The organism is Bacillota bacterium, assembly GCA_009711825.1.
Lineage (GTDB): Bacteria > Bacillota > Proteinivoracia > UBA4975 > VEMY01 > VEMY01.
Map to the genome: position 1 here is coordinate 63868 of VEMY01000003.1, position 24506 is coordinate 88373.

26 protein-coding genes and 5 tRNA genes are annotated in these 24506 nt (G+C 52.1%); 1 reads left to right on the top strand and 30 read right to left on the bottom strand.

Annotated features, from left to right (window positions below; genetic code table 11):
* Window positions 1–29 precede the first annotated feature (29 nt).
* From rpsG to FH749_02040, 27 genes are all read right to left on the bottom strand, one after another.
* Complete coding sequence (gene rpsG / locus FH749_01910) at window positions 30–500, bottom strand: 30S ribosomal protein S7 (GenBank protein MTI94235.1); 471 nt, start codon at window positions 498–500, stop codon at window positions 30–32.
* Window positions 501–524: 24 nt separating this feature from the next.
* Window positions 525–899 carry a 30S ribosomal protein S12 gene (locus FH749_01915; protein MTI94236.1) on the bottom strand — a complete coding sequence of 125 codons (375 nt, stop codon included), beginning with the start codon at window positions 897–899 and terminating at the stop codon, window positions 525–527.
* 56 nt (window positions 900–955) lie between these two features.
* Entirely contained in the window at window positions 956–1204 is a 249-nt protein-coding gene (locus FH749_01920) for a 50S ribosomal protein L7Ae-like protein (protein MTI94237.1), read from the bottom strand.
* Window positions 1205–1274: 70 nt separating this feature from the next.
* Window positions 1275–5081, bottom strand: a complete 3807-nt coding sequence (gene rpoC, locus FH749_01925; GenBank protein ID MTI94238.1) for a DNA-directed RNA polymerase subunit beta' — start codon at window positions 5079–5081, stop codon at window positions 1275–1277.
* A 29-nt stretch (window positions 5082–5110) separates the two neighbouring features.
* The gene (gene rpoB, locus FH749_01930) at window positions 5111–8851 is read right to left on the bottom strand and encodes a DNA-directed RNA polymerase subunit beta (GenBank protein MTI94239.1); all 3741 of its coding nucleotides are present in this window, start codon (window positions 8849–8851) and stop codon (window positions 5111–5113) included.
* 214 nt (window positions 8852–9065) lie between these two features.
* Window positions 9066–9446 carry a 50S ribosomal protein L7/L12 gene (locus FH749_01935; GenBank protein ID MTI94240.1) on the bottom strand — a complete coding sequence of 127 codons (381 nt, stop codon included), beginning with the start codon at window positions 9444–9446 and terminating at the stop codon, window positions 9066–9068.
* Between the two features lie 17 nt (window positions 9447–9463).
* Entirely contained in the window at window positions 9464–9997 is a 534-nt protein-coding gene (locus tag FH749_01940; GenBank protein ID MTI94241.1) for a 50S ribosomal protein L10, read from the bottom strand.
* A 198-nt stretch (window positions 9998–10195) separates the two neighbouring features.
* Window positions 10196–10906, bottom strand: coding sequence for a 50S ribosomal protein L1 (locus tag FH749_01945; GenBank protein ID MTI94242.1), 711 nt, complete (start codon window positions 10904–10906; stop codon window positions 10196–10198).
* 58 nt (window positions 10907–10964) lie between these two features.
* The gene (rplK, locus tag FH749_01950; protein ID MTI94243.1) at window positions 10965–11390 is read right to left on the bottom strand and encodes a 50S ribosomal protein L11; all 426 of its coding nucleotides are present in this window, start codon (window positions 11388–11390) and stop codon (window positions 10965–10967) included.
* A gap of 33 nt (window positions 11391–11423) precedes the next feature.
* Window positions 11424–11948, bottom strand: a complete 525-nt coding sequence (nusG, locus tag FH749_01955) for a transcription termination/antitermination protein NusG (GenBank protein ID MTI94244.1) — start codon at window positions 11946–11948, stop codon at window positions 11424–11426.
* A gap of 49 nt (window positions 11949–11997) precedes the next feature.
* Window positions 11998–12177, bottom strand: coding sequence for a preprotein translocase subunit SecE (gene secE, locus FH749_01960; GenBank protein MTI94245.1), 180 nt, complete (start codon window positions 12175–12177; stop codon window positions 11998–12000).
* Window positions 12178–12191: 14 nt separating this feature from the next.
* Window positions 12192–12341, bottom strand: coding sequence for a 50S ribosomal protein L33 (gene rpmG / locus FH749_01965; GenBank protein ID MTI94246.1), 150 nt, complete (start codon window positions 12339–12341; stop codon window positions 12192–12194).
* A 129-nt stretch (window positions 12342–12470) separates the two neighbouring features.
* Window positions 12471–13658 carry an elongation factor Tu gene (tuf, locus tag FH749_01970; protein ID MTI94247.1) on the bottom strand — a complete coding sequence of 396 codons (1188 nt, stop codon included), beginning with the start codon at window positions 13656–13658 and terminating at the stop codon, window positions 12471–12473.
* 88 nt (window positions 13659–13746) lie between these two features.
* Window positions 13747–13823 (bottom strand) — tRNA-Met (locus FH749_01975).
* A 7-nt stretch (window positions 13824–13830) separates the two neighbouring features.
* Window positions 13831–13906 (bottom strand) — tRNA-Thr (locus FH749_01980).
* A 6-nt stretch (window positions 13907–13912) separates the two neighbouring features.
* Window positions 13913–13989, bottom strand: a tRNA-Met gene (locus FH749_01985).
* Between the two features lies 1 nt (window position 13990).
* Window positions 13991–14064 (bottom strand) — tRNA-Gly (locus FH749_01990).
* A gap of 2 nt (window positions 14065–14066) precedes the next feature.
* A tRNA-Tyr gene (locus tag FH749_01995) sits at window positions 14067–14152 on the bottom strand.
* A gap of 88 nt (window positions 14153–14240) precedes the next feature.
* A complete protein-coding gene (sigH, locus tag FH749_02000; protein MTI94248.1) occupies window positions 14241–14882 on the bottom strand; it encodes an RNA polymerase sporulation sigma factor SigH in 642 nt (213 codons plus the stop codon).
* A 65-nt stretch (window positions 14883–14947) separates the two neighbouring features.
* Complete coding sequence (locus tag FH749_02005) at window positions 14948–15475, bottom strand: NYN domain-containing protein (GenBank protein MTI94249.1); 528 nt, start codon at window positions 15473–15475, stop codon at window positions 14948–14950.
* Window positions 15472–16200, bottom strand: coding sequence for a 23S rRNA (guanosine(2251)-2'-O)-methyltransferase RlmB (gene rlmB / locus FH749_02010; protein ID MTI94250.1), 729 nt, complete (start codon window positions 16198–16200; stop codon window positions 15472–15474). The genes FH749_02005 and rlmB overlap by 4 nt, the downstream gene beginning before the upstream one ends.
* Window positions 16193–16870, bottom strand: coding sequence for an FAD-dependent thymidylate synthase (locus tag FH749_02015; protein ID MTI94251.1), 678 nt, complete (start codon window positions 16868–16870; stop codon window positions 16193–16195). Before FH749_02015 ends, rlmB begins: the two co-directional genes overlap by 8 nt.
* Window positions 16860–17255: a ribonuclease III gene (locus FH749_02020; protein MTI94252.1), complete on the bottom strand. Its 396-nt coding sequence runs from the start codon at window positions 17253–17255 to the stop codon at window positions 16860–16862. The genes FH749_02015 and FH749_02020 overlap by 11 nt, the downstream gene beginning before the upstream one ends.
* Window positions 17252–18700, bottom strand: a complete 1449-nt coding sequence (locus FH749_02025) for a glutamate--tRNA ligase (GenBank protein ID MTI94253.1) — start codon at window positions 18698–18700, stop codon at window positions 17252–17254. Before FH749_02025 ends, FH749_02020 begins: the two co-directional genes overlap by 4 nt.
* 5 nt (window positions 18701–18705) lie before the next feature.
* Complete coding sequence (locus FH749_02030) at window positions 18706–19842, bottom strand: 2-C-methyl-D-erythritol 2,4-cyclodiphosphate synthase (protein ID MTI94254.1); 1137 nt, start codon at window positions 19840–19842, stop codon at window positions 18706–18708.
* 8 nt (window positions 19843–19850) lie between these two features.
* Window positions 19851–20927: a PIN/TRAM domain-containing protein gene (locus tag FH749_02035; protein ID MTI94255.1), complete on the bottom strand. Its 1077-nt coding sequence runs from the start codon at window positions 20925–20927 to the stop codon at window positions 19851–19853.
* 51 nt (window positions 20928–20978) lie between these two features.
* Complete coding sequence (locus FH749_02040; protein MTI94256.1) at window positions 20979–21461, bottom strand: CarD family transcriptional regulator; 483 nt, start codon at window positions 21459–21461, stop codon at window positions 20979–20981.
* Window positions 21462–21652: 191 nt separating this feature from the next.
* On the opposite strand from FH749_02040, the gene FH749_02045 reads away from it, so the two are divergent.
* Entirely contained in the window at window positions 21653–22051 is a 399-nt protein-coding gene (locus tag FH749_02045; protein ID MTI94257.1) for a DUF1573 domain-containing protein, read from the top strand.
* Between the two features lie 32 nt (window positions 22052–22083).
* Here the strand turns inward: FH749_02045 and FH749_02050 are convergent, their stop codons facing one another.
* From FH749_02050 to FH749_02060, 3 genes are read right to left on the bottom strand one after another with little or no spacing between them, the layout of a single operon-like run.
* A complete protein-coding gene (locus FH749_02050; GenBank protein MTI94258.1) occupies window positions 22084–23175 on the bottom strand; it encodes a hypothetical protein in 1092 nt (363 codons plus the stop codon).
* Window positions 23172–23879 (bottom strand): CDP-diacylglycerol--serine O-phosphatidyltransferase, encoded by a 708-nt coding sequence (gene pssA / locus FH749_02055; GenBank protein ID MTI94259.1) that lies wholly within the window; start codon window positions 23877–23879, stop codon window positions 23172–23174. Before pssA ends, FH749_02050 begins: the two co-directional genes overlap by 4 nt.
* Window positions 23879–24502, bottom strand: a complete 624-nt coding sequence (locus tag FH749_02060) for a phosphatidylserine decarboxylase (protein ID MTI94260.1) — start codon at window positions 24500–24502, stop codon at window positions 23879–23881. Before FH749_02060 ends, pssA begins: the two co-directional genes overlap by 1 nt.
* Window positions 24503–24506 lie beyond the last annotated feature (4 nt).

Genomic DNA, 24506 nt, shown 5'->3' on the forward strand with positions numbered 1-24506 from the left:
CCCTCCTTCCTGTGGGTGTAATAAATGTTTTACCAGCGGTAATGAGCAAATGCCTTGTTGGCTTCTGCCATTTTGTGGGTGTCTTCCCGTTTCTTTACCGAAGCGCCTGTGTTATTGGCTGCATCAAGCAATTCGCCTGCCAGTCGCTGGCTCATGGTCTTTTCGCCACGTTTGCGGGCATAACCGATTATCCAGCGAATCCCTAAGGTCCGGCGACGATCAGGACGGACTTCTACAGGCACCTGGTAGTTGCTGCCGCCTACCCGGCGGGATTTAACTTCCAGAACGGGCATAACATTGTTCATAGCCTCTTCCAGCACTTCCACAGGATCTTTGCCGGTTTTGGCCTGTATGCTGTCCATTGCTTCATACATTATTGACTGCGCAATCCCTTTTTTCCCATCCAGCATTATCTTGTTGATAAAACGGGATACTAACTGATTTTTGTAAACGGGATCAGGCAGAATTTCGCGCTTGGGCACTGCACCTCTTCTGGGCATATTTGTCCCTCCCTTGTCAATTACTTAGCTTTTGGGTTTTTTGCTGCCATATTTGGAGCGACCCTGATTCCGGTCTTGAACACCGGCCGTGTCCAGCGCGCCCCTGACTATATGGTAACGAACGCCTGGCAGGTCTTTTACCCTGCCACCCCGAACCAAAACTACGGAGTGCTCCTGGAGGTTGTGACCAATTCCCGGAATGTAGGCGGTTACCTCTGTTCCGTTCGTCAGACGAACCCTGGCAACTTTACGCAACGCAGAGTTGGGCTTTTTCGGAGTCATGGTCGAAACCCGGGTGCAAACACCACGCTTTTGCGGTGACCGCTCCAATGCTGGCGCAGTTGATTTCTTTACAGATTGTTTTCTGCCCTTGCGGACCAATTGGTTGATTGTCGGCATGTGTACACCTCCTTTGCATAGTTGGGTAAAATTGCCCGGCCCAAAAGGCCGGGCAGCTATTTAATCACTGCAGCGGCTGCGGCACCAACCTGGATACCGCAGGCTTTGCCCAGCTCCCGCATACTGACGACCTTAATTACAGGTATCCCCTTTTTTTGACAAATGTCTGCAATAGGTTTAACCACGCGGAGCTCGGCATCCTCCGCAATAAACACCTGGGCCGCCTGGTTGTTTTCCAGGGCGAGCCTGGTCTGCTTACTGCCGATAGTCAGCTTTGCGTCAGACTGGAGTTCAGGAATTGCCATAAACTCAGCAACCTCCCTGTTTTTACGAAAAATGCACACTCAATCAGTTTATCATCGTACCTCGTTTATGTCAATTGGTTTCGGCCGCATCCGGCAGGTCTTCAACAGCAGTTTCTTCCTCTGGCGGCTCCTGCATTTCCGGGGTCTCATCAGGCACCTGTATGCTGCTGTAGCGGGTCATTCCGGTTCCGGCAGGAATCAGCTTGCCAATGATGACGTTCTCCTTGAGGCCCAAGAGCGGATCTTCCTTGCCTTTGATGGAAGCTTCGGTAAGCACCCGGGTTGTCTCCTGGAAGGACGCCGCCGATAGGAATGAATCTGTAGCCAGGGATGCCTTGGTAATCCCTAGAAGCAACGGACGGCCGGTGGCGGCTTCGCCGTCAGCCATGGTCGCTTTCCGGTTGGACTCTTCAAATTCAAAGACATCAATATAGCTGCCGGGCAGCAAGTCGGTGTCCCCGACTGTTTCAACCTTTACCTTCCGCAGCATCTGCCGGACGATGACCTCAATATGCTTATCGTTGATGTCAACGCCCTGATTGCGGTAGACCCGCTGAACTTCCTGGGTCAGGTAGGACTGAACACCATCGGCGCCCTTGACTTTCAGAAGCTCGTGGGGATTGATGGAACCCTCAGTAAGGGGATCTCCAGCCGCTACCAGCTGTCCGTTGCGTACCCGAATCCGTGAACCATAGGGAATCGCGTAGAGCTTAGAATCGCCTTCCTTGGTCTTGACCTCCACTTCCCGCTTGGTCTTCTGCTCATGAATCTGGACCATGCCGGACACTTCTGTGATAACCGCCTGCCCTTTGGGCTTGCGGGCTTCGAACAATTCCTCAACCCGTGGCAGACCCTGGGTGATGTCATCGCCGGCGACGCCGCCAGTATGGAATGTCCGCATCGTCAGCTGTGTGCCGGGTTCGCCAATGGACTGGGCAGCAATAATCCCCACTGACTCGCCAATGTTTACCACTTTACCGGTGGCCAGGTCTTCGCCATAACATTTTACGCAGACACCATGCCGGGTCTTACAAGTAAGGACAGTCCTCAGGGACACGGAGGCAAATGTCGCCGCCAGTTTATCGCCGGCAAACACGCGACTGCCGTTGGGGATAATATATTTGTGTCCGTCCAGAGGGAATTCCTTCTCTTCCCCTGTATCGGCGACAAAAGTTAATTTGTCATCATCAACCCGGACAGTGCCGGACTCGGGGGCCTCAATTACACCGTGGCCGGAGATGCGGGCGGCCTGTTCTCTGGTGATCAATTGATTGGTCGCCACCAAAAGCTCGCCATCGGGGGCGATTATATCGCTGGCGGCATAGCGACCGACAAGTCGTTCTTCCAGGGGCTCAATTATGCTGCGTCCGTCACGGATTTCGCTGATTTCCAGGCTTTCCATGGTGCCACAATCTTCCTCCCGGACAATTACATCCTGGGACACATCCACCAGACGGCGGGTCAGGTAACCGGAGTCCGCTGTCTTGAGGGCTGTATCGGCCAGACCTTTCCGCGATCCGTGGGAGGAAATGAAGAATTCGATAACCGTCAGGCCTTCCCGGAAGTTCGCCTTGATTGGCAACTCGATGATATGACCGGTGGGATCGGCCATCAAACCACGCATACCGGCCAACTGGGCGATCTGGGACTCATTGCCCCTGGCGCCGGAGCCAATCATCATATAGACAGGATTGAATGGGTCGAGCCTGCCCATCAGAGTCTTGGTCACGTCGTCCTTGGCTTTGTTCCAGATGGCAATTACCTGTTGATACCGTTCCTCGTTGCTGACCAGCCCGCGGCGGAAGTTGCGCTGGGCGCTTTCCACCTTGGTCTGAGCTTCCTCAAGGATCTGAGACTTTTCCTCGGGAACTTCGATATCGGAAACGGCAATGGTAATACCGGCCCGAGTTGAATATTTAAAGCCCTGCGCCTTAATGCGATCCATGGTTTCCGCGGTGGCTGTCGTTCCATAGCGATGGAAGCAGGCGGAAATAATCTTGCTGAGGAATTTGCTGTTTACGCCGGGAACAACCGGTCGATTTACGATTGTTTCGAACAAGTTTGCGCCCCGGGCGCTGACAATGTCTTCAGCGGCCACAGGCTCGGTCATGTTCGGCCGATTAATGTATGGAAAGTCTTCCGGGAAGATTTCGTTGAAGATCAAACGGCCAACTGTGGTAATCAGGTAACCCCGCTCGTCACGATGAGGACCAAGATTTTTTTGACCTAAGCCGCGAACAGCGACAGCAATCCGACTATGCAAATGAATAATTTTGTTGTTAAAGGCCATCAGCGCTTCGCTATAATCTGCGAAAACCTTGCCTTCTCCCGCTTCGCCTGACTTTTCCACCGTCAGATAATAGATACCCAATACCATATCCTGGGTCGGAGTCACTACCGGGCGGCCATCCTTGGGGTTAAGGATGTTATGGGCAGCCAGCATCAATAGGCGGGATTCAGCCTGGGATTCAGCAGAAAGCGGAACGTGCACGGCCATCTGATCGCCGTCAAAGTCTGCGTTATAAGCAGTACAAACCAAGGGGTGGATCTGAATTGCCCGGCCTTCAACCAGCACCGGTTCAAAAGCCTGAATCCCAAGGCGGTGCAATGTGGGCGCCCGGTTCAAGAGGACCGGATGCTCTTTGATAACCTCTTCTAGGACGTCCCAAACCTCGGGTTCAACCCGCTCCACCATGCGCTTGGCGTTCTTTATATTGTGGGCAACGCCGTCATTGACCAGGCGCCGCATGACAAACGGCTTAAACAGTTCCAGCGCCATTTCCTTTGGCAAGCCGCATTGGTAGAGCTTGAGCTCCGGACCAACGACGATAACGGAACGGCCGGAGTAGTCAACCCGCTTACCCAGCAAGTTTTGGCGGAACCGTCCCTGTTTACCCTTAAGCAAATCGCTTAGGGATTTTAACGGCCTGTTGCCGGGACCGGTAACGGGGCGGCCGCGACGTCCATTGTCGATCAACGCATCTACTGCTTCTTGCAGCATACGTTTTTCGTTGCGGACTATGATATCGGGCGCGCCCAAATCCAATAACCGCTTAAGCCGGTTATTGCGGTTAATTACCCGGCGATACAAATCATTGAGGTCAGCGGTGGCAAACCGCCCGCCTTCCAGTTGAACCATCGGTCTCAGCTCCGGAGGCAGAATGGGGATTGCCTCCATGATCATCCATTCAGGGCGGTTGCCCGAGGCCCGAAATGCCTCGACAACTTCCAGACGCCGGACGGCGCGGATTTTGCGCTGGCCACTGCTGTTCTTGACCTCGGCCCGCAATTCCCGGGCCTCTGATTCTAAATCAATTTCTTCCAGCAGTGTTTTTATCGCCTCAGCGCCCATTTCGGCCCGGAAGCCGCGGCCGCTGCGGAACAACTGTACATATTTATCATAACTTTCCCGGTATTCAGCTTCGGTCAGCAGTTGCTTCTTTGAAAGCTGGGTATCACCGGGATCAAGCACAACATAATTGGCGAAATAAAGGATTTTCTCCAGCGCCCGGGGCGACATGTCCAACAGAAGCCCCATGCGGCTGGGAATCCCCTTGAAATACCAAATATGGGAAACCGGCGCGGCCAATTCGATATGCCCCATGCGTTCGCGACGCACTTTAGCCCGGGTTACTTCGACGCCGCAACGGTCACAAACTACACCCTTGTAACGGATGCGCTTGTATTTACCGCAATGGCACTCCCAGTCCTTTTGGGGTCCAAAGATTTTCTCGCAAAACAGACCTTCCCGCTCCGGCTTCAAGGTTCGGTAGTTAATGGTCTCGGGCTTCTTAACCTCGCCCTTCGACCAGGATCGGATTTGCTCAGGTGATGCCAAGCCAATCCTCAGGGAATCAAAATTGTTGACATCCAACAAGGCACTTCCCCCTTTACGGTTATTGGTTGTCAAAATTCAGAAGCATTGTCGTCGTCGTCATCGTCAGTGGTAAACTTCTTAGTGCGCTTGCGGCCTCCAGAGCGGTCCAGATCGTCAAATTCATCTTCCATTTCGGCGAAACGGTCCAAATCGGGGTCGAGGACATCGTCCAACTCGTCGGCCTCTTCGCTCTCTTCCTCGGACGGGCTCTCTGGGGAAATGGTCTCAGCGTCCATCAGCTCGGTGGCGTCCAAGTCTTCGATGACATCCTCGTCATCATCATCGTCACCGTGCTCGAGACTGACTTCCAGTTCCCGTGGCTCGTCGTCGTCATCGCTCTCGCGGATCTCAATTTCATCGACGCCCTCGGCCAGGATTTTCACATCCAAGCTGAGACTCTGAAGCTCTTTGACCAGAACCTTAAACGATTCCGGCACTCCGGGCTCGGGGATGTTTTCGCCCTTGACGATGGCTTCGTAGGTCTTCACCCGCCCGACGACATCGTCAGACTTAACGGTGAGGATTTCCTGAAGGGTATAGGCTGCGCCGTATGCCTCTAAGGCCCACACTTCCATCTCACCGAATCGCTGGCCGCCAAACTGGGCTTTACCGCCCAAGGGTTGCTGGGTAACCAACGAGTAGGGCCCGGTGGAGCGGGCGTGGATTTTGTCATCAACAAGGTGAGCCAGTTTAAGCATATAAACCAAACCAACTGTAACCCTGTTATCAAACGGCTCGCCGCTGCGACCGTCATAGAGCATCGTTTTGCCGTCTCGGGGGAAGCCCGCCCGTTCCAGGGCATCGAAGACATCGTGCTCTGACGCCCCGTCGAAGACCGGACTGGCCACACTAAAGCCCAAGGCCCTGGCCGCCCAGCCCAAGTGAGTTTCGAGGACCTGACCGATGTTCATCCGAGAGGGAACCCCTAGAGGATTGAGCACAATTTCCACTGGTGTGCCATCGGGCAGGAAGGGCATATCCTCAACTGGCAGAATTTTGGCGATAACCCCTTTGTTTCCATGGCGGCCCGCCATTTTATCGCCCACAGAAATCTTGCGCTTCTGGGCAATAAACACGCGAACCAACTGATTGACACCAGGGGAAAGTTCATCACCGTTTTCCCGGGTGAAGACTTTGACATCGACAACACGCCCTGACTCACCATGGGGAACCCGCAAGGAGGTGTCGCGAACTTCCCGGGCTTTCTCGCCAAAGATTGCCCTAAGCAGCCGCTCTTCCGCAGTGAGTTCGGTCTCACCCTTCGGCGTTACCTTGCCGACAAGGATATCATTGGGCAGCACTTCGGCGCCGACACGAATGATACCGCGGCTGTCTAAGTTTTTGAGGGCATCCTCGCTAACATTGGGAATATCCCGGGTAATTTCTTCCGGACCCAGTTTTGTGTCCCGGGCCTCGGCTTCGTATTCTTCTATATGAATTGATGTAAATACGTCTTCCTGGACTAGTTTTTCGCTAATCAGGATTGCGTCCTCATAGTTATAGCCTTCCCAGGTCATAAACGCTACCACAACATTGCGGCCCAAGGCGAGCTCGCCACCTTTGGTGGAAGGTCCGTCGGCCAATAACGAACCGATATCAACCTTATCTCCTCGCCGCACCATCGGTTGCTGGGAAACACATGTGCCTTGATTGGAGCGCTCAAATTTGGTTAAGCGGTAGATGTCCAAACCATTGCGGGTAGCCTGGGGGAATTGCTCTTTGGTCATGCCATTGATAAGAACATCGGCGCCACCGTCGCCGCGGTTGACAACCACTTCATCGGCGGTGACCTTCTCCACGACCCCGGGGCTTACAGCCAAAACCACAACCCCGGAATCCCTGGCAACTTTTGACTCCATACCTGTGCCGATCAACGGCGACTCTGCCACCAACAGCGGCACGGCCTGCTTCTGCATGTTAGCCCCCATCAATGCCCGGTTGGCATCGTCGTTTTCCAAGAAAGGAATCAAACTGGTGGCCACGCTGACCAATTGTTTGGGCGAGACGTCCATAAAGTCAACCTCTTTGGGCGGGCGGGTAAGAATCTCGCTCCCCAGACGCACGGTAATTGAGTCGTGGACAAAAAATCCGTTATCGTCTAAAACTGCGTTGGCCTGGGCGATTGCATACTGATCTTCATCATCGGCAGTCAGGTATACAATTTCGTCAGTGACCCGACCCTGAGCCCTGTCCACTTTGCGATACGGAGCTTCGACAAAGCCGTACCTGTTGACCCGGGCAAAAGTGCTGAGCTGTCCAATCAATCCGATGTTGGGACCCTCAGGAGTTTCTATCGGGCACATCCGACCATAGTGGGAATAGTGCACGTCCCGGACTTCAAATCCCGCCCGTTCCCTGCTCAGACCACCAGGCCCAAGGGCGCTGAGGCGGCGTTTATGACTCAGTTCGGCCAGGGGATTGGTCTGATCCATGAACTGGGAGAGCTGGGAACTGCCAAAGAACTCTTTGATGGCGGCAATTACCGGACGGATATTAATCAGCGCCTGAGGCGTAATCGCATCCACGTCCTGAATCGTCATCCGTTCTTTGACGACACGCTCCATCCGGGACAATCCAACCCGGAACTGGTTTTGCAAAAGCTCACCGACACAGCGCAAACGCCGGTTGCCCAGGTGGTCTATGTCGTCGGTATCGCCCAGGTCCTGCATCAGGTTGAGCAGATAGCCGATTACAGCAACAATATCATTTTTGGTGACATGGTTTATACCCTTGGGGGGCTGCCCGTTATCCCGAACGATCACGGGCTCATTATCAGTGCTGTACACCACAAAAGCTGCTGGCGGATTTTCTTCACTATAAATCCTTTCCAACAGTTCATCGGTCAGCACATCGCCCTTCTCGGCCAAAATCTCGCCTGTGGCGGTTGAGACAACTGGCTCCGCCAGTTTGCGGTAACGAATCCGCCGCCGGGCGCTGAGCTTTTTATTTAACTTATATCGACCGACATGGGCCAGATCATAACGCTTGGGGTCAAAAAACAAATTTTCAAACAAAGACTTCGCGTTGTCCACGTTGGCTGGTTCGCCAGGGCGAAGACGTTTATACACCTCAAGCAAGCCGGTTTCAAAGGAATCGGTATGATCCTTTTCCAAAGTAGCATTAAGTGCAGGATGTTCGGATCCAAACAGGTCTAAAATCTCTGCATCGGTGCCAAAGCCGATACTGCGGAGCAGCACTGTCATTGGCAGTTTCCGCGTCCGGTCTACCCGCACCCAGATGATGCCGTTACCATCGGTCTCGAACTCCAACCAGGCGCCACGATTAGGAATCAATGTTCCAGTAAACAACCGCTTGCCGGCAGGGTCAATAGAGCTGTTAAAATAAGCCCCCGGTGACCGAACCAATTGGCTGACAATAATCCGCTCTGCGCCATTGATGATAAAAGTTCCGTTTTCGGTCATCTTAGGGAAGTCACCCATATAGACTTCCTGTTCTTTGACTTCGCCGGTATCCTTGTTGATCAGGCGCACCCGGACCTTCAGGGGGGCAGCATATGTGGCATCCCGTTCTTTACATTCATCCACAGTATATTTAGGAGTATCAAGACTGTGGTCGATAAACTCCAGGAGCAACACCTCTGTAAAGTCCTTAATTGGGGAAATGTCCTTAAACATTTCCGCCAACCCCTCATGGATAAACCAGTTGTAGGATTCCCGCTGAATTTCTATCAGGTCGGGAATCTGCAAAATTTCTTCAATCTTGGAGTAGCTGACGCGTTGGCGCACACCCGCTGTGACCGCATTGGCCAATATCAATCACCCCTCGTCCAGATTTTGACAGTTGGTTATGTTTTCATAGCCCTATAGCTTGCCCCAACGGAGGGCTGATTATTCTCCGCTTTAAATATAAATAGGGGCAAAATGTGTATTACATGGCAAGTAATAATAATAACACAACATAGTGCCCCTGTCAAATTTTGTGCAGTATAAACAAGGCGTCCCGGGGGACGCCTTGCGAATTGGACTACTTAACTTCTACGCTGCCGCCCACTTCGCTAATTTTGGCTTTAATTTCTTCAGCTTCTTCTTTGCTGACCTTTTCTTTAATGGGCTTGGGCGCATTGTCAACCAATTCCTTGGCTTCCTTAAGTCCCAGACCGGTAATTTCGCGGACGACTTTGATAACTTTGATCTTTTGGTCGCCGGCAGAGGCGAGAACTGCGTCAAATTCTGTTTGCTCTTCAGCAGCGTCGGCAGCGGCGCCGCCAGCAGCGGGCATTGCAGCCATAGCCATAGGAGCAGCGGCAGTTACACCAAACTCCTCTTCACAAGCTTTTACCAGCTCGGACAATTCCAGTACGGTCATACCTTTTACGATTTCAAGAACTTCTTGGACTTTAGACATATTAGTTAACCTCCTGATTAATTAGTTTCTTTTTGTTCACGAATGGCGTCGATGACACCGGCAAAATTACGCAAGTTACCCTGCAAGACGTTGACAAAGCCAGAAACAGGCGCCTGGAACCCGGACAGAACCTGGGCCAGAAGCACCTCCCGGCTGGGAAGGTCGGCCAGGGCGCTGATACCGGCGGCGTCGATAATCTTTCCTTCAACCACACCGATTTTTAACGCGGGTTTTTTGTGCTCTTTGGCATATTTGCTCAGAATCCGTGCCGGCGCAACCGGATCTTCATAACTGAAGGCAATCGCTGTCGGGCCAACCAACTCATCTTTCAAGCCGTCCAGTCCGGCTTGTTCAGCAGCAAACTTGGTAAGCGTGTTCTTTAGCACCTTGAACTCAACGCCGGCCTCACGTAACTGACGACGCAGTTCGGTGACTTCAGCCACATCCAGACCACGGTAATCGGTGAGAACAACGGCGCTTGCCCGTTCAAAACGGTCGGCAATTTCGGCAACTATCTTTTGCTTTGCTTCTAATACTGAAGCGGAACTCAATCGCTACACCTCCTGTCGCTAAAATCAACAAACCCTTCCCGAGGGCAGGAAGGGTCAAGGGCAATAGAAACAAGCCTTTATCCACTCCGCCTCGGCAGGAAGATTAAGTCCCGAAGGACTCCTGAGTCTGTGGCAGATATATTCTCTTTTAATTGCTGCCAGCAAAGTGTATCATGGACCGCTAGGTCCAGTCAAGCATTAAATTTCGCGGTCGATGGCAGCTGCCCGTTGCGGGCTGACCTTAACGCCAGGGCCCATGGTTGAGGAAACCGTGATGGAACGGAAGTACTGGCCTTTGGCAGCAGCGGGCTTGGCTTTGAGCAGGGCTTCAATGATTGTGCGGAAGTTGCCCAGCAATTGCTCCAGCTCGAAGGATGCCTTGCCGATTGGGGCATGAATGATTCCGGCTTTTTCGACCCTGTACTCAATTTTACCGGCTTTGATTTCCTGAACTGCGCGCCCCACATCCATGGTGACGGTGCCGGTCTTGGGGTTGGGCATCAGGCCTCGGGGGCCAAGCAACCGACCAAGTTTACCAACTGTTCCCATCATGTCAGGGGTTGCGACGGCCACATCAAAATCAAGCCATCCACCCTGAATTTTTGTGACCAAGTCAGCTTCACCGACCACATCAGCGCCAGCCTCTTCTGCTTCCTTGGCTTTTTCGCCTTTGGCGAATACAACAACCCGGGCAGTCTTGCCGGTTCCGTGGGGCAGGACAACCGCTCCCCGCACCTGCTGATCAGCATGCTTGGGGTTTACGCCCAACTTAAAAGCAACTTCGATGGTCTCATCAAACTTGGCTGAAGCCATGTCCTTTACAAGTTCCAGCGCTTCCTTAGGACCGTAATATTCGGTGCGCTCAAACTTCTTTAAACTCTCTTGAATCCTCTTGCTTTCTTTGGCCATGTTTAGTCCTCCTTGTGGTGCAAACGGGCAATTACCCTCCCACATAATTTAAAAATCCTTAATCCTCGACAACAATACCCATGCTGCGGGCGGTGCCTTCGACCATCCGCATGGCGGCCTCTACATCGGCTGCGTTCAGATCGACCTTTTTCAGCTCGGCAATTTCCTTTACCTGATCGCGTTTGACTGTGGCAACCTTAACCTTATTTGGTTCACCGGAAGCCTTTTCAATCCCGGCAGCTTTCTTCAACAAGACTGCGGCCGGCGGCGTTTTGGTAATAAAGCTGAAGGAACGGTCCTGATAGACTGTAATCTCCACAGGTATAATCAAGCCTGCCTGCTTGGAAGTCTTTTCGTTGAACTCTTTACAGAAGGCCATGATATTAAGACCTGCCTGACCCAACGCGGGTCCTACCGGGGGAGCCGGGTTGGCCTTGCCTGCAGGGATCTGCAGCTTGATTACCTTAATCGCTTTTTTGGGCATGATTCCACCTCCTGCTAAACAAAAATATATAAACTACAGCGGTTCTACCTGATCAAAATCCATTTCCATTGGCGTTTCACGGCCAAATATCGACACGGAAACCTTTATTTTGCCCTTGTCGGGCACAACCTCTTGAACAACAGCGACCACGCCAGCAAATGGGCCGTGGTTAATCTTGACATTGTCGCCAACTTTGAACTTCAGGTTGACCAGCGGTTCTTTCATGCCCATGCGCTTCATAATGTTACGCAATTCAGCCTCCGCCAACGGAATTGGCCGGGGACCTGAACCCACAAATCCGGTAACACCAGGGGTGTTGCGCACAACAAACCAAGACTCGTCGGTCATAATCATTTCTACCAAGACATAGCCGGGAAAGAATTTTCGGTGGACCGTTCGCATCTGATTGTTTTTTTGCTCCACCTCATCCTGGGTAGGCACTAGCACGCGAAAAATCCGATCTTCCATTTTCATGTGAACCAGGCGCTTCTCCAGGTTGGTCTTGACCTTGTTCTCGTAACCGGAGTAAGTATGGATAACATACCACTTTTTTTCCATAATACTTGGGCTCAGGGGCCCAACCCCCTTTTTCAGTAACTCAGTAAATCTAGAAAATTAAATCAAGCACGCCCAGATACAGACTATCCAGTACCCAGACAATCAGCGTGACCACGCCAACAGTCACTAAAACCACCGATGTATAAGTGGTGAGCTCCTGCCGATTGGGCCACACAACCTTTTTTAACTCACGGCGGACATCTTTAAAGAAATTAATTATTTTCCCCATGGGTCTCCCCCCTGCTACTTGGTTTCTTTATGAACGGTTTGCTGCCGGCAAAAACGGCAGAATTTTTTCAGTTCAATCCGATCAGGGGTGTTTTTCTTATTCTTGGTGGTTGTATAATTGCGCTGCTTGCAATCATTGCAGGCCAAGGTAACAATTACCCGCATTGAAGACACCTCCTCTGGTATGCCACAGGCCGACTTAACTTTTAGTCACCTGTAAAATCTATCACACCAACCCGTCCTTGTCAATAAATCAGCAAAAAAGTGGCCGCCGAAGCGGCCACTTTGGACTCTTTAGATAAGAGCTGTTACGGCACCGGCACCTACGGTGCGGCCACCTTCGCGGATAGCGAAACGCAGACCTTCTTCGACACCGATCGGAGTGATCAGTTCGATTTCCAGGTTGACGTTGTCGCCAGGCATGACCATTTCCACGCCCTCTTCCAGCTTGATAACGCCAGTAACGTCAGTTGTCCGGAAGTAGAACTGGGGACGGTAACCGTTGAAGAACGCTGTATGACGGCCACCTTCTTCTTTGCTCAGGACGTAAACCTGGGCCTTAAAATTGGTGGCAGGCTTAATGCTGCCCGGCTTGGCCAGAACCTGACCACGCTGAACATCCTTGCGGTCGACACCACGCAACAGGGCGCCAATGTTGTCGCCGGCTTCTGCATAGTCCAGCAGCTTACGGAACATCTCAACACCGGTACATACGGTCTTGCGAGATGCTTCTGCCATACCGACAATCTCAACCTCGTCGCCAGTCTTGATTTGACCACGCTCAACACGGCCAGTAACAACAGTACCGCGACCAGTGATGGTGAAAACGTCTTCGATGGGCATCAGGAACGGCTTATCTACATCACGCTCGGGCTGGGGAATATACTCGTCCACAGCGGACATCAGTTCCATGATTTTGTCGGCCCATTCGCCATCGGGATCTTCGAGAGCCTTGAGGGCGCTGCCCCTGACAACTGGGATGTCGTCACCGGGGAAATCATACTCGCTGAGAAGTTCGCGAACTTCCATTTCTACCAGTTCCAGTAGTTCCTCATCATCAACCATGTCCACTTTGTTCAGGAACACAACAATGTTGGGAACGTCAACCTGGCGGGCCAGCAGAATGTGCTCACGGGTTTGGGGCATGGGACCGTCAGCGGCGGAAACAACGAGAATCGCACCGTCCATCTGAGCAGCACCGGTAATCATGTTTTTGACGTAGTCGGCGTGACCGGGGCAGTCAACGTGGGCATAATGACGGTTTTCAGTCTCATACTCAACGTGCGCGGTGGAGATTGTGATGCCCCTTGCTTTTTCTTCAGGAGCCTTGTCGATTTGATCAAACTCAACTTGTGCAGAAAGACCCTTCTGTGCCAGTACGTATGTAATGGCAGCGGTCAAAGTGGTTTTGCCGTGGTCAACGTGACCGATGGTGCCGACGTTGATATGCGGCTTTGTGCGTTCAAACTTTTGCTTTGCCAACGTGCTCATCCTCCCTTTTGATGAAAAATATCTTAACCAATATTTAGTGTAAAATACCTGCCGCTCCTAAAAAGGACCAGATTAAGTATGGTGGCGGCGCAGGGACTTGAACCCCGGACACTGCGGGTATGAACCGCATGCTCTAGCCAGCTGAGCTACGCCGCCACAAATATGGAGCTCACGACCGGGATTGAACCGGTGACCTTATCCTTACCAAGGATACGCTCTGCCGACTGAGCTACGTGAGCATGATTTGGTTGCGGGGACAGGATTTGAACCTGCGACCTCCGGGTTATGAGCCCGACGAGCTACCTGACTGCTCCACCCCGCGATGGAGCGGGTGATGGGAATCGAACCCACGTAACTAGCTTGGAAGGCTAGGGCTCTACCATTGAGCTACACCCGCGTTGGTGGAGAGGACTGGATTCGAACCAGTGAAGGCTGAGCCAGCAGATTTACAGTCTGCCCCCTTTGGCCAACTCGGGAACCTCTCCACATGTCAGTCACAAACTACATTATACACAGCACAACCCTCGAGGTCAAGAAGATTATCTGTCCAGATTCTTGAAAAACAACAGAAAATTAAATGTCGCGAATTTCCAGATATCGCTCCAATTTCCGCTTCACTCGTTGGAGTGCATTATCAATTGATTTTACATGGCGCTGCAATTCGGCGGCTATCTCCTGATAAGACTTCCCTTCCAGATAGAGCATCAATACCTTGCGCTCGAGACCACTGAGGATTTCACTCATTTTCTTTTCTATGTCACTATATTCTTCCCGGTTTATCATTAATTCTTCCGGATCGGTGATCTTCACTCCCGAGATCACATCCATTAAAGTGCGGTCAGAATCCTCATCGAAGATGGGCTTATTCAGTGATACATACGAATTAAGCGGGATGTGCTTTTGCCTGGTGGCAGTTTTTATTGCCGTGATAATCTGCCTGGTCACGCAAAGCTCGGCAAATGCTTTAAATGATGAGAGCTTGTCCCCCCGAAAATCCCGGATTGACTTATAGAGGCCGATCATGCCTTCCTGAATAATGTCTTCCCTGTCGGCGCCGATCAAAAAGTAGGACCGGGCCTTGGCGCGCACAAAATTTTTATATTTGTTAATTAAAAATTCAGTGGCATGGCGATTGCCTGCACAGGCGGCCAAAGCAATTTCTTCATCACTGAGCATGTCCCAGTCAAAACTGTCATGTTGGACAGTTGCTGTCACGCCGGTTCCTCCCCCCACTTTGATAGCTATTTTACGCTTAATTATAACCCCGGCGGCAAATTAGGTCAAGGTTTGCCGGGACTAGAGCCTTTTATGGTAAATCTTTTCAAATCTTTTAAGGCTTCATTTTTCAGGCGTGTCTCCAGACGCGTAGTTTGCTGGTCAGTTTGAGTATTGCGGGCAGATTGGGAAATCACCGCGGAAACACGTTTATATTCCAGATAAAACTCCCGGCTGGACCAGCGCCGGGCGCCCTTGCCCATGACAATCTGCTGCTGAGCCCAGTCAGAAGTGACAACAGCAACCTGATTGCGGTCGGTAAGACCGGCGGTTAGTTTTTCGATTAAGGAGTCGGCGGTCTGTCCATATTCGGTGTAATAGACATCTAAGCCCGGCCAGGACTCCTGACTGCCGGCGCCCTTGCTGCGGTAGGCATCGAACACGACAACCACATGTTCACCGGTATAAGCCCGGTATTCCAGCAGCATCTCCACCAGACGATCCCGGGCCTCGGCTAAAGCAGTTTTTTGAAGCGCTTTCAGCTCCGGCCAACTGCCAATTACGTTATAGCCGTCAACAATCAGGTAGTTCATCCTAGGCCACGCTGGCGGACGATCTCGTAGAGCATAATTGCGCCCGCAACTGAAACATTTAATGATTCGACGGTCCCCAGGACCGGAATGCTCGCCACATAGTCGCTTTTCTGCCTGAGCAGCCTGGGGACTCCCGTTCCCTCGCCGCCGAGGACCAGAACCACTGGAAAGTCCCACTTGATATCCGTATATCGCTCCCCATCCATGTCCGCAGCTGCAATCCAAAAACCTTTTTCTTTGAGATATTCTAACGCTTGCGCCAGGTTTGTCACCCGGGCCACAGGCACCGATTCCACAGCTCCCATTGACACTTTGGCCACAGTTTCGTTGAGCTGGGCGCTGCGCCGCTTGGGGATTATCACGCAGGAGACACCGGCGCAATCAGATGAACGCAAGAGGGATCCGAAATTATGCGGATCCTCGACATTGGCCAACATCAATAGCACGGGATTTTTGCTCATATCCATTTCGCCAAGAACATGGTCTAGATCTACATATTCCCATGCCGAGGTAAAGGCAAGCACACCCTGGTGGTTTACCTCGCCGGCGGCCTCATCAAGTTTTTCCCGGGGAACAAACTGAACCGGGCATCCACGCTCGCGAGCGGCGTTGAGCAGCGTCTGCAGATTGCCACGCACGTTTTTTGCTACCAAAACCTTCAAGATTGTGCGCCGCCCCTTGAGAGCAGCTAAGACATTATTGCGTCCGCCGATAAGCTCACTCATTTTTCTGCATCCTCTGCCAGCGCCCGCAAGACATGGCGCCTTCATTGCATGTGCCGTCGATATCGCAGCGAGCGCCGGCATTAGCAAAGAGAATCGGCGCCTGCTCCCGAACCAAACTCAGCATCTTCCAGGCCAGACGGCGGATTTCCCACTGGGCACGCTGACAGCACCGCTGCTCGAAAAAATTGTGCAAACTTCGGCAGTTCATGGTCACCACAAGACTTGTGTGACAGGCATTGGGCAGGACATAACGCGCGTCCTCTTTGTCAACCAGCGCGGCCAGCTCGCTGTATGCCCGATCAATTTCCCGCATAACCTTTTGATACCGGCTGGCGGCTTCTGAATTGGCCTGTATCCCTGGCGGCACCACATACTCAAATCCCGCCTCGGCAACATAACGCTGGGATTTCTGCGAGTAGCTGGCGATGCGATGGCGGACCAACTGATGGGACAGGGCCCTGCTGACTCCCTCGATGCCAAAGGTAAAGGAAACATGTTCCAGAGGCGACATGTGTCCCATGGACAACAATTTATTCACCAGCTTCTCCGCTTTGCCGGCGCGCATTTGCTCCCGCAAAGCTTCGATGCCGGCATCTGAATAACACAGACGGGCGGCTGCCGCCACTTGTTGTTCAGGATTAGGCGTCCAGCTCAGCAAACTAACCTTCACTGTCATCCACCTCCAGGATAGTTTGAAATAACGCTTCCAGGCGCTGGTTCTGACCGCTTAACCACAGCCAACCGACCACAACCTCCAAACCGGTCGCCTGACAATATTCGGCCGAACTCCGGGGCAGTCCCTTGCAATTACGCCCCCGGCGTTGCAAATCCAACTCCCGCTCGGTAAGCAGGCTTCGCACTTTTTCCAGAACCCGGGCCTGGCCATGGGCGCTGGTCAACGCTACCGCTGCCTTCTGGGCGGACTGCCCCGGCGCCAGCTGGCGCCCGACCACCAGCTCTTGACGGCAATAGAGCTCATAAACCGCATCACCAATCCACGCTAGATGCTGCACGGGTAAAAGTGCTGCCTGGTCGGCGCTCAGGGTGTGCATCATATACCCGCCTGAGCCTGGGCAGATTCAATTCGGCGCAGCGCTCGCTCCCGCCCTAGAATCGGCAGCAAATAGTATAGTTCCTGTCCGCTTGTCGCGCCCGAAAGGGCGACGCGGATTGGCATAAATACAGCCTTGCCGCTGACACCTGCGCTCTTTTTCAGGTCTTTATTTAGCTGCTTTAGCATTTGTTGACAGGCATCCTGCTCCAACTTCTCCATATCTTTCAGGCGCTCGGTAAGGGCGTCTAAAACCAGAGGCGTGCTCTCTAGAAGCAGGTGCTCTTTGGCTTCCGGCGACACAATAACCGTATCACTCAAGTATTCCTTGACATGCTCCGGGAACTCGCTGAGATTGTTCAACTCGTCCCGCACCACACCCAGAACATAGGCCAGCCATTCATCACTAAGCTTTGCATCAATCCCGGCAGCCTCTAGATGGGGGTGACTGAGTGACACCAAGTAATCTAAATCAGCATGCTGCAAGTATTGATTGTTAAGCCAATCCAACTTCTTAAAATCAAAGACTGCCGGGCTCTTAGAAACCCGTTCCAGATCAAAGCGGCTGACAATCTCCTCCAGGGGCATGATTTCCTTTTCCTCATCAGGAGACCAGCCCAGCAAAGCCAAGAAGTTGACGATTGCCTCGGGCAGGTAACCGCGCCGGGCATAGGCTTCAACCGACATATCCCCCATACGCTTGCTCATCTTGCGCCCGGTTTCGTCCAAAATCAACGATACATGGGCAAATTCCGGTGTATCTTCCCCCAGGGCATCGTAAATGAGGATCTGATTGGGCGTATTGGTCAGGTGTTCATTGGCCCTAATTACATGGGTGATACCCATGGTGAGATCATCAACTACCACAGCGAAATTGTAAGTGGGAATGCCGTCGGACTTTATGATCACGAAATCACTGATATCGCTGGTATCAACACTTACCTCGCCGCGAATCAAGTCCTGGAAAACCACAGTCTTTTCTTTTGGGACCTTAAAACGTATCGTGGGTTTGAGTCCCTCGGCCAGCTTTTGCTCTACTTCCTGGGGCGCGAGGTGGCGGCAACGCCCGCTATAGCCAAAACTACCCTCGCCCTGTTGACGCTGGGCAGCCAATTCTTCTGCGGTGCAAAAACAATAGTATACATGTCCCCCCAGCCATAGACGGCCCAAATACTCTTTATAGATTTCCAGACGTTCGGTTTGGCGGTAGGGCCCGTTGGCGCCGCCAACTTCAAGCCCTTCATCCCACTCTAAACCCAACCAACGTAGGTTTTCGGCAATCGCCTGCTCCCACTTAACATCAGACCGCTCTAAGTCTGTATCCTCACTGCGGAGCAGCATCTTCCCGCCCTGCCGGCGCGCAAAAAGCCAGTTGAACAACACTGTGCGGGCGCCGCCGATATGCAGGGGTCCAGTGGGGCTGGGCGCAAATCTTACTCTGACTGTCATTTAGATTACCTCCTCACAGGCACCAGCGTGCACACACAATGGGCGGCAATTCCCTCCCTGCGCCCGGTAAACCCCAGGCCTTCGCTGGTAGTTGCCTTTATATTTATGTTTTCCTTAGCAATGCCAAGTATTTCCTGAAGCCTGTCCACCATTTCCGGAATAAACGGACTGAGTTTGGGTACTTGGGCAATAACTACGATGTCGACATTGCCAACTGCATAGCCTTTCGCCGTGACCTTGTCAACGACACTAGCTAAAAGCTTGCAACTGTCGACTCCGGCCCACCGAGCATCGCTGTCGGGGAAATGTTGCCCAATATCCCCCAGCGCCGCAGCGCCTAACAGAGCGTCCATCAAGGCGTGAACCAAAACGTCTGCATCGGAATGCCCCAATAAACCTTGGTGATGTGGCACTGCCACACCGCCAAGAATCAAGTCTCTGTCCTCAGCAAAGCGGTGAACATCAAAACCCGTACCAACCCGCATCTCTGTACCTCCAGACTCGATCCGTCGCAAATCCTCCGGGGTCGAGATTTTAAAATTCCCCGGCTCTCCCGCAACAACAGTCACCTGCTCCCCTAAAGCTTCCACCAGGGAAGCGTCATCAGTCGCGATTATCCCCCGTTGCTGGGCATTGAGATACGCGCGCCACAGCAGCTCCCGCCGGAATGCTTGCGGTGTCTGGACAGCCACAAGACGGTCGCGCTCAGGGGTAGCTTGGACCTTATCCCCGGCGAGGACTTTTATCGTGTCTGTCACGGGCACTCCAGGAATTGCGGCCCCGTGCTCGCTGGCGGCAAGAAGCACACGCTGAATTAAACTGTCGCTGGCAAACGGCCTGGCGCCATCATGGACCAATACCAAATCGCTATGTTCTGTATGTACAATACCGTTATATACTGACTGTTGCCGTGTAGCTCCGCCAGTTACAACCCGGCAGTTCAACCCAGCCGCCTCAGCTACCGCCGCTGCCCGCCCTTCTTCACCGGCGCGGGCAACAATCAATAAATCGTCAACGAAATCACTCAGGGATAACAAGCTGCGGGCCAACACAGGTTGACCCGCAATCTCAATAAACTGCTTATTCACAGAGGCGCCCATGCGCGTGCTTTTTCCGGCTGCAACAACAATTGCCGTAATCATAGCGTTACTCAGCCCGTTCTTTCCTGTTTTAGTTTTGCAAAAATCATCCGACCGGCGGCAGTCTGAAGAACACTGGTCACCAGGACGCCGATTTCCTGTCCAATATGGGACTTGCCACCGTCGACAACAATCATTGTGCCGTCGTCCAAGTAAGCGATGCCCTGACCGGATTCCTTGCCGTCCTTTATGATTTGGACATCCATTTCTTCACCCGGCAGAACAACCGGTTTTACTGCGTTGGCCAGTTCGTTGATATTTAATACCGGCACACCCTGAAGCTCGCAGACTTTATTCAGGTTGTAATCGTTGGTTACAACTTTCCCACCCATCCTTTGAGCGAGCTTTACAAGTCTGCTGTCAACTTCAAGTCCGTCATCCACATTATCATCCAAAACATTGACAGGCACTTTTAGTTCCTTTTGAATCCGGTTGAGTATATCCAAGCCCCGCCGACCCCGGTTGCGTTTCAGGGTGTCGGATGAGTCAGCGATATGCCTTAGCTCCTCAAGCACAAAATTGGGTATAACAATCTTGCCGTCGATAAATCCGGCATGAGTGATGTCGGCGATTCGACCATCTATTATAACACTGGTGTCGAGAATTTTTGGCATCGATGAATCTGCAGGGGCAACCCTTTCCCGGGGTGCCCGGGAAAACGCGGAGAAAATATCGTCCCGTTTTTTTACTGCCACAACCAGGCCCAGATAGGCCAACAGCAAATTACTGAGAATGGGCAAATAAGGACCAACCACCGGCACAACGCCAAATGGCTGAATTAACAGGGTGCCAACTGCCAAACCAATGATTACGCCCAACGTGCCGGCAACGATGTCCTGGCCGGGAACCAATGCCACGGCACGTTCCATTAGTCCGGCCAAGTTTACCACTGTGCTTGTCGCCCAGGGAGCGATAAGGAAACAGATAAGGCCGAATAAAAGTGCGCCCAGGACGATGGTTATATTCAGTTGAACATCGGGCAGAGGAGTAAGCGTGAATGCTGGAATTGCCGGCAGAGCGTTTACAAGAGAATAGCCTGCCAACAAACCGAAAAGTGTTAGGACTATGCGTACTATTTTTGCGAGCAATTTTTCACCTCCCAGCTGTCTGGCAACTATTATACACTAAACAGACTACCACTATTCAAGGGTCTGGGCAAGTAATTTTGAGGCCATTTCTTCATCGATTCCCTTTGCCAGGGCCACCTCGCTGAGCAAAATTTGCCGCGCTGTATCGAGCATTTTTCGCTCACAGGTAGACAGACCCTTTTCCCGCTCTCTGAGCATCAGGTTGCGGACCACTTCGGCAATGGCAAAAACATCACCGGATTTCATTTTGTCCAAATGGGCCCGGTAGCGACGGTTCCAATTAGCGGTGCTGAGGCTGCGCTTGATGCGAAGCTCCTCAAGGACCCGTTGCACTGTCTCGGCATCAATAACCTGACGCAAGCCGACATCGCCAACGTTTGCCACCGGAACCATCACTTTCATGTCGCCAATTGGCATCTTTAAGACATAGTACTGTTTGGTTTTGCCCAGGATTTCTCTGTTTTCAATTGCAACAATAGTGCCCGCACCATGCATCGGGTACACCACCTTGTCCCCAACCTTAAAAACGGACATGGCCAGCCCTCCCTTTGTGACATAACAATAGTTTAGCATAACGCAAAAGAGGTGTCAAAAAAGCTTATAGTAACATACAGCGGCTCTACTGTCAATAAAAAATTTGCCTGCTCCTCCACCGGACCCAGATTGACATTGCCAAACCAATATCGGTATAATCTATAATAATTACTTGTTAACGGGGTAATTCCGTGAAAGAGGTTGCTGATTGCACACGCTTCCAACAGAAAGTTGAAGAATTTTTGATTCGGCACCGCAGTATCCTAGATGTATTATCCAAATACCAGGAATCGAACGCCCGGGTTAACAGGTCTGTAATCAAGGCGGTCACAAATTGCGGCTTTCTGAAGATCAGAGCTGAGCGACAACCATTTTCGCCCGAGCTAAGCCTGGTGGAAATCAGTGAGCACACCCGCACCCATGTTGAAGGAGCTCTCTGCGAGTACTGCCGGGAAGTCGTGGAAACAGAATTGGGCAACAATCTCTTTTATCTGGAGGCGCTTTGTAATTTACTTGATTCCGACCTGTTGGCGATTCTGGAACGGGAGTATGACAAAGTTTCAACCCTGGGCAAGTTCAATCTGTCCTGACAAAAAGCCGCAGCGTTTATGCTGCGGCTTTTTTAGTCTGCCAGCACAGGCAGAGCTTCAGTTTGCAAAAATACGGCCAGCACTTCGCCCGATTCTTCCCACGCTGTGGCAGCCTCCACACCGATATAGCGGTAATGCCAGGGCTCATATATATAGCCGCTAACATCCTCACTGCCTTCAGGGTAGCTGAGGGCAAAACCAAACCGGTGGGCATTAGCCAGCAACCACTGCCCGGGCTCAGTATCAGCGAAACCAGCGCTGAAATCCCTGTCGGTGCCACCAAAATCGACGGCTGTGCCCAATTGGTGCTCCGACTGCCCCGGGCGGGCACTAAACCGATTGGCCGCTTCCTCGCCATGCTGACGGGCATAGTTGGTAAACAAGTTCACCTGGGTCTGATAAGATCGATATGCGGAGTTCACCAGCAGAGTGACACCATCTACCTGCGCAGCTTCCCACATCTGCTCCAAATGTTCTAGAACCTCCATTCGCACTTGACGATTGGCACTGGGGTTTTGTTTCATGCGGCTGGGGATGTCCACTAAATCACCGGGAACAAACTGACCAAGACTGGTGGTTTTTAAAACTGGAACAAAGAGATTGTTGCCGTCGTATACCGGATCCCCCTGGTAACTGAAGCGAGCGACAATTTTTTTGTCCTCCGCAGCTGCAAACTCAAATTCAGACTCTGCACCCAATACTTCACCGGCAGACTCCCACTGCAGAAAATCGTAACCGGCAGCAGGCTGGGCCTTGAGTTTTACAAAATCCCCATATGCATAGTCGCCAGCGCCGGAAACGGTTCCAACGTAAGGAGCAATCTCGAGATCTATGACAAATTGTCTGGGATCGAAACGGGCGACAAGCTCTCGATCGGACCCAGCTGTAAACTCGACAACTGATTGCTCTGAGAACAACTGTTCATCTTCATACCAGCCGGCGAACTCATAACCGGGTTCTGGTTCCGCACTTAGCCCGACCAAACTTCCATCTTTATAGACTCCGGCGCCGGAAACGGAGCCATTGCCATCAACTGCAACGGCGACATCATATTGCGGACCAGTCTCTGCACAGCCAGCGCTTGCAAGTAATAGCACCAGAGTCAAGGCTAGCAAAGTTTTCATATGGCTCCCCCTTGTCTGCGACGTCTATAGTACTGCCAATAGTCCACAAGATAATTTTTTATCCCAACCAAAACGTAGATTACTATGGGAAACATGAAAAATGCAGAAGCATGCCATTTAAACAAAATAACTACAGCGATTAAGACTGCCACAATTGCCAACACCACCGGCCGTGACACACCCGCAGTCTTGAAATCTGGATACTTGATGGTGCAGACCATCAACCAGGCCAAAAACAGGGTCAATACAGCAATAATCCACCCGGGTATATACGCTGCATACATCATTGTTAAAGCCAGAAACCCTCCGGTAAGCGTTATTGGCAAGCCGATAAAATAACCGTCTGCCTTACCGCTGCTCACATTGAACCGGGCGAGACGCAAAGCGCCCATCAGCGTAAAACTGAAAGCGATGATCAGCCCCAGGTATCCAAACTGGGAAAGGCTGACAGCGTATGCTAACAGGGCCGGAGCAACACCAAAGGTTACCAAGTCAGAGAGAGAATCCAACTGTTTGCCAAATTCGCTGCTAACTCCCAGAAACCGCGCCAGGCGGCCATCAAATCCATCAAAGAGCATTCCGGCTACAATGTAGACGCCAGCCCAGTCCCATTGCTCGTTGAGCAGCATCACCAGAGCAACGAGTCCAAAGACCAAGTTCGCCAACGTACACAAACTGGGGAGAATCTTTTTTAGGAGATGCATCAGTCAACTCTCTCCCCAATAATGGTGCAACCGGCTATCACTTTATCTCCCACTTTAACCAACGGGGAAACATTGCCCGGAAATATTATCTGGGTACAGGAACTGAACTTTATCATACCAATTTTTTCGCCCTGGGCGACGGCTTGTCCGCCCTGAACCCAGCTAACCACCCGGCGGGCCACAATCCCGGCAATTTGCACGATTTTCACCGGCAAATCCCCTTGGACTGTAATCAGGTTTTTTTCGTTGTACAACGGAGCGCCCGGGTTCATTGCCGGCAAAAACCGACCAGGTCGATGCACGCTTTCCACTACCTCGCCCGCCACGGGACTGCGATTGACATGGACATTCAGGGGGGACATAAATATGCTTACCTCCCAGGCGTCATCTCCAACAAATTGGCAATTGGTTCGACTGACTTTTGTTACGGTTCCATCAGCCGGCGCCAACACAGCTTCGGCTCTCTTTAGCGGCTGCCGCACAGGATCGCGAAAAAAATACAATACGAAAATAAGTGCTCCCAAGGGGACGACAACCAGCCAGGTTTGCAACAAGCCGGCGATTAACAATAACAAAATACAGCATATAACATACCACTTGCCTTCACGAAATGCCAAACCCACTCTG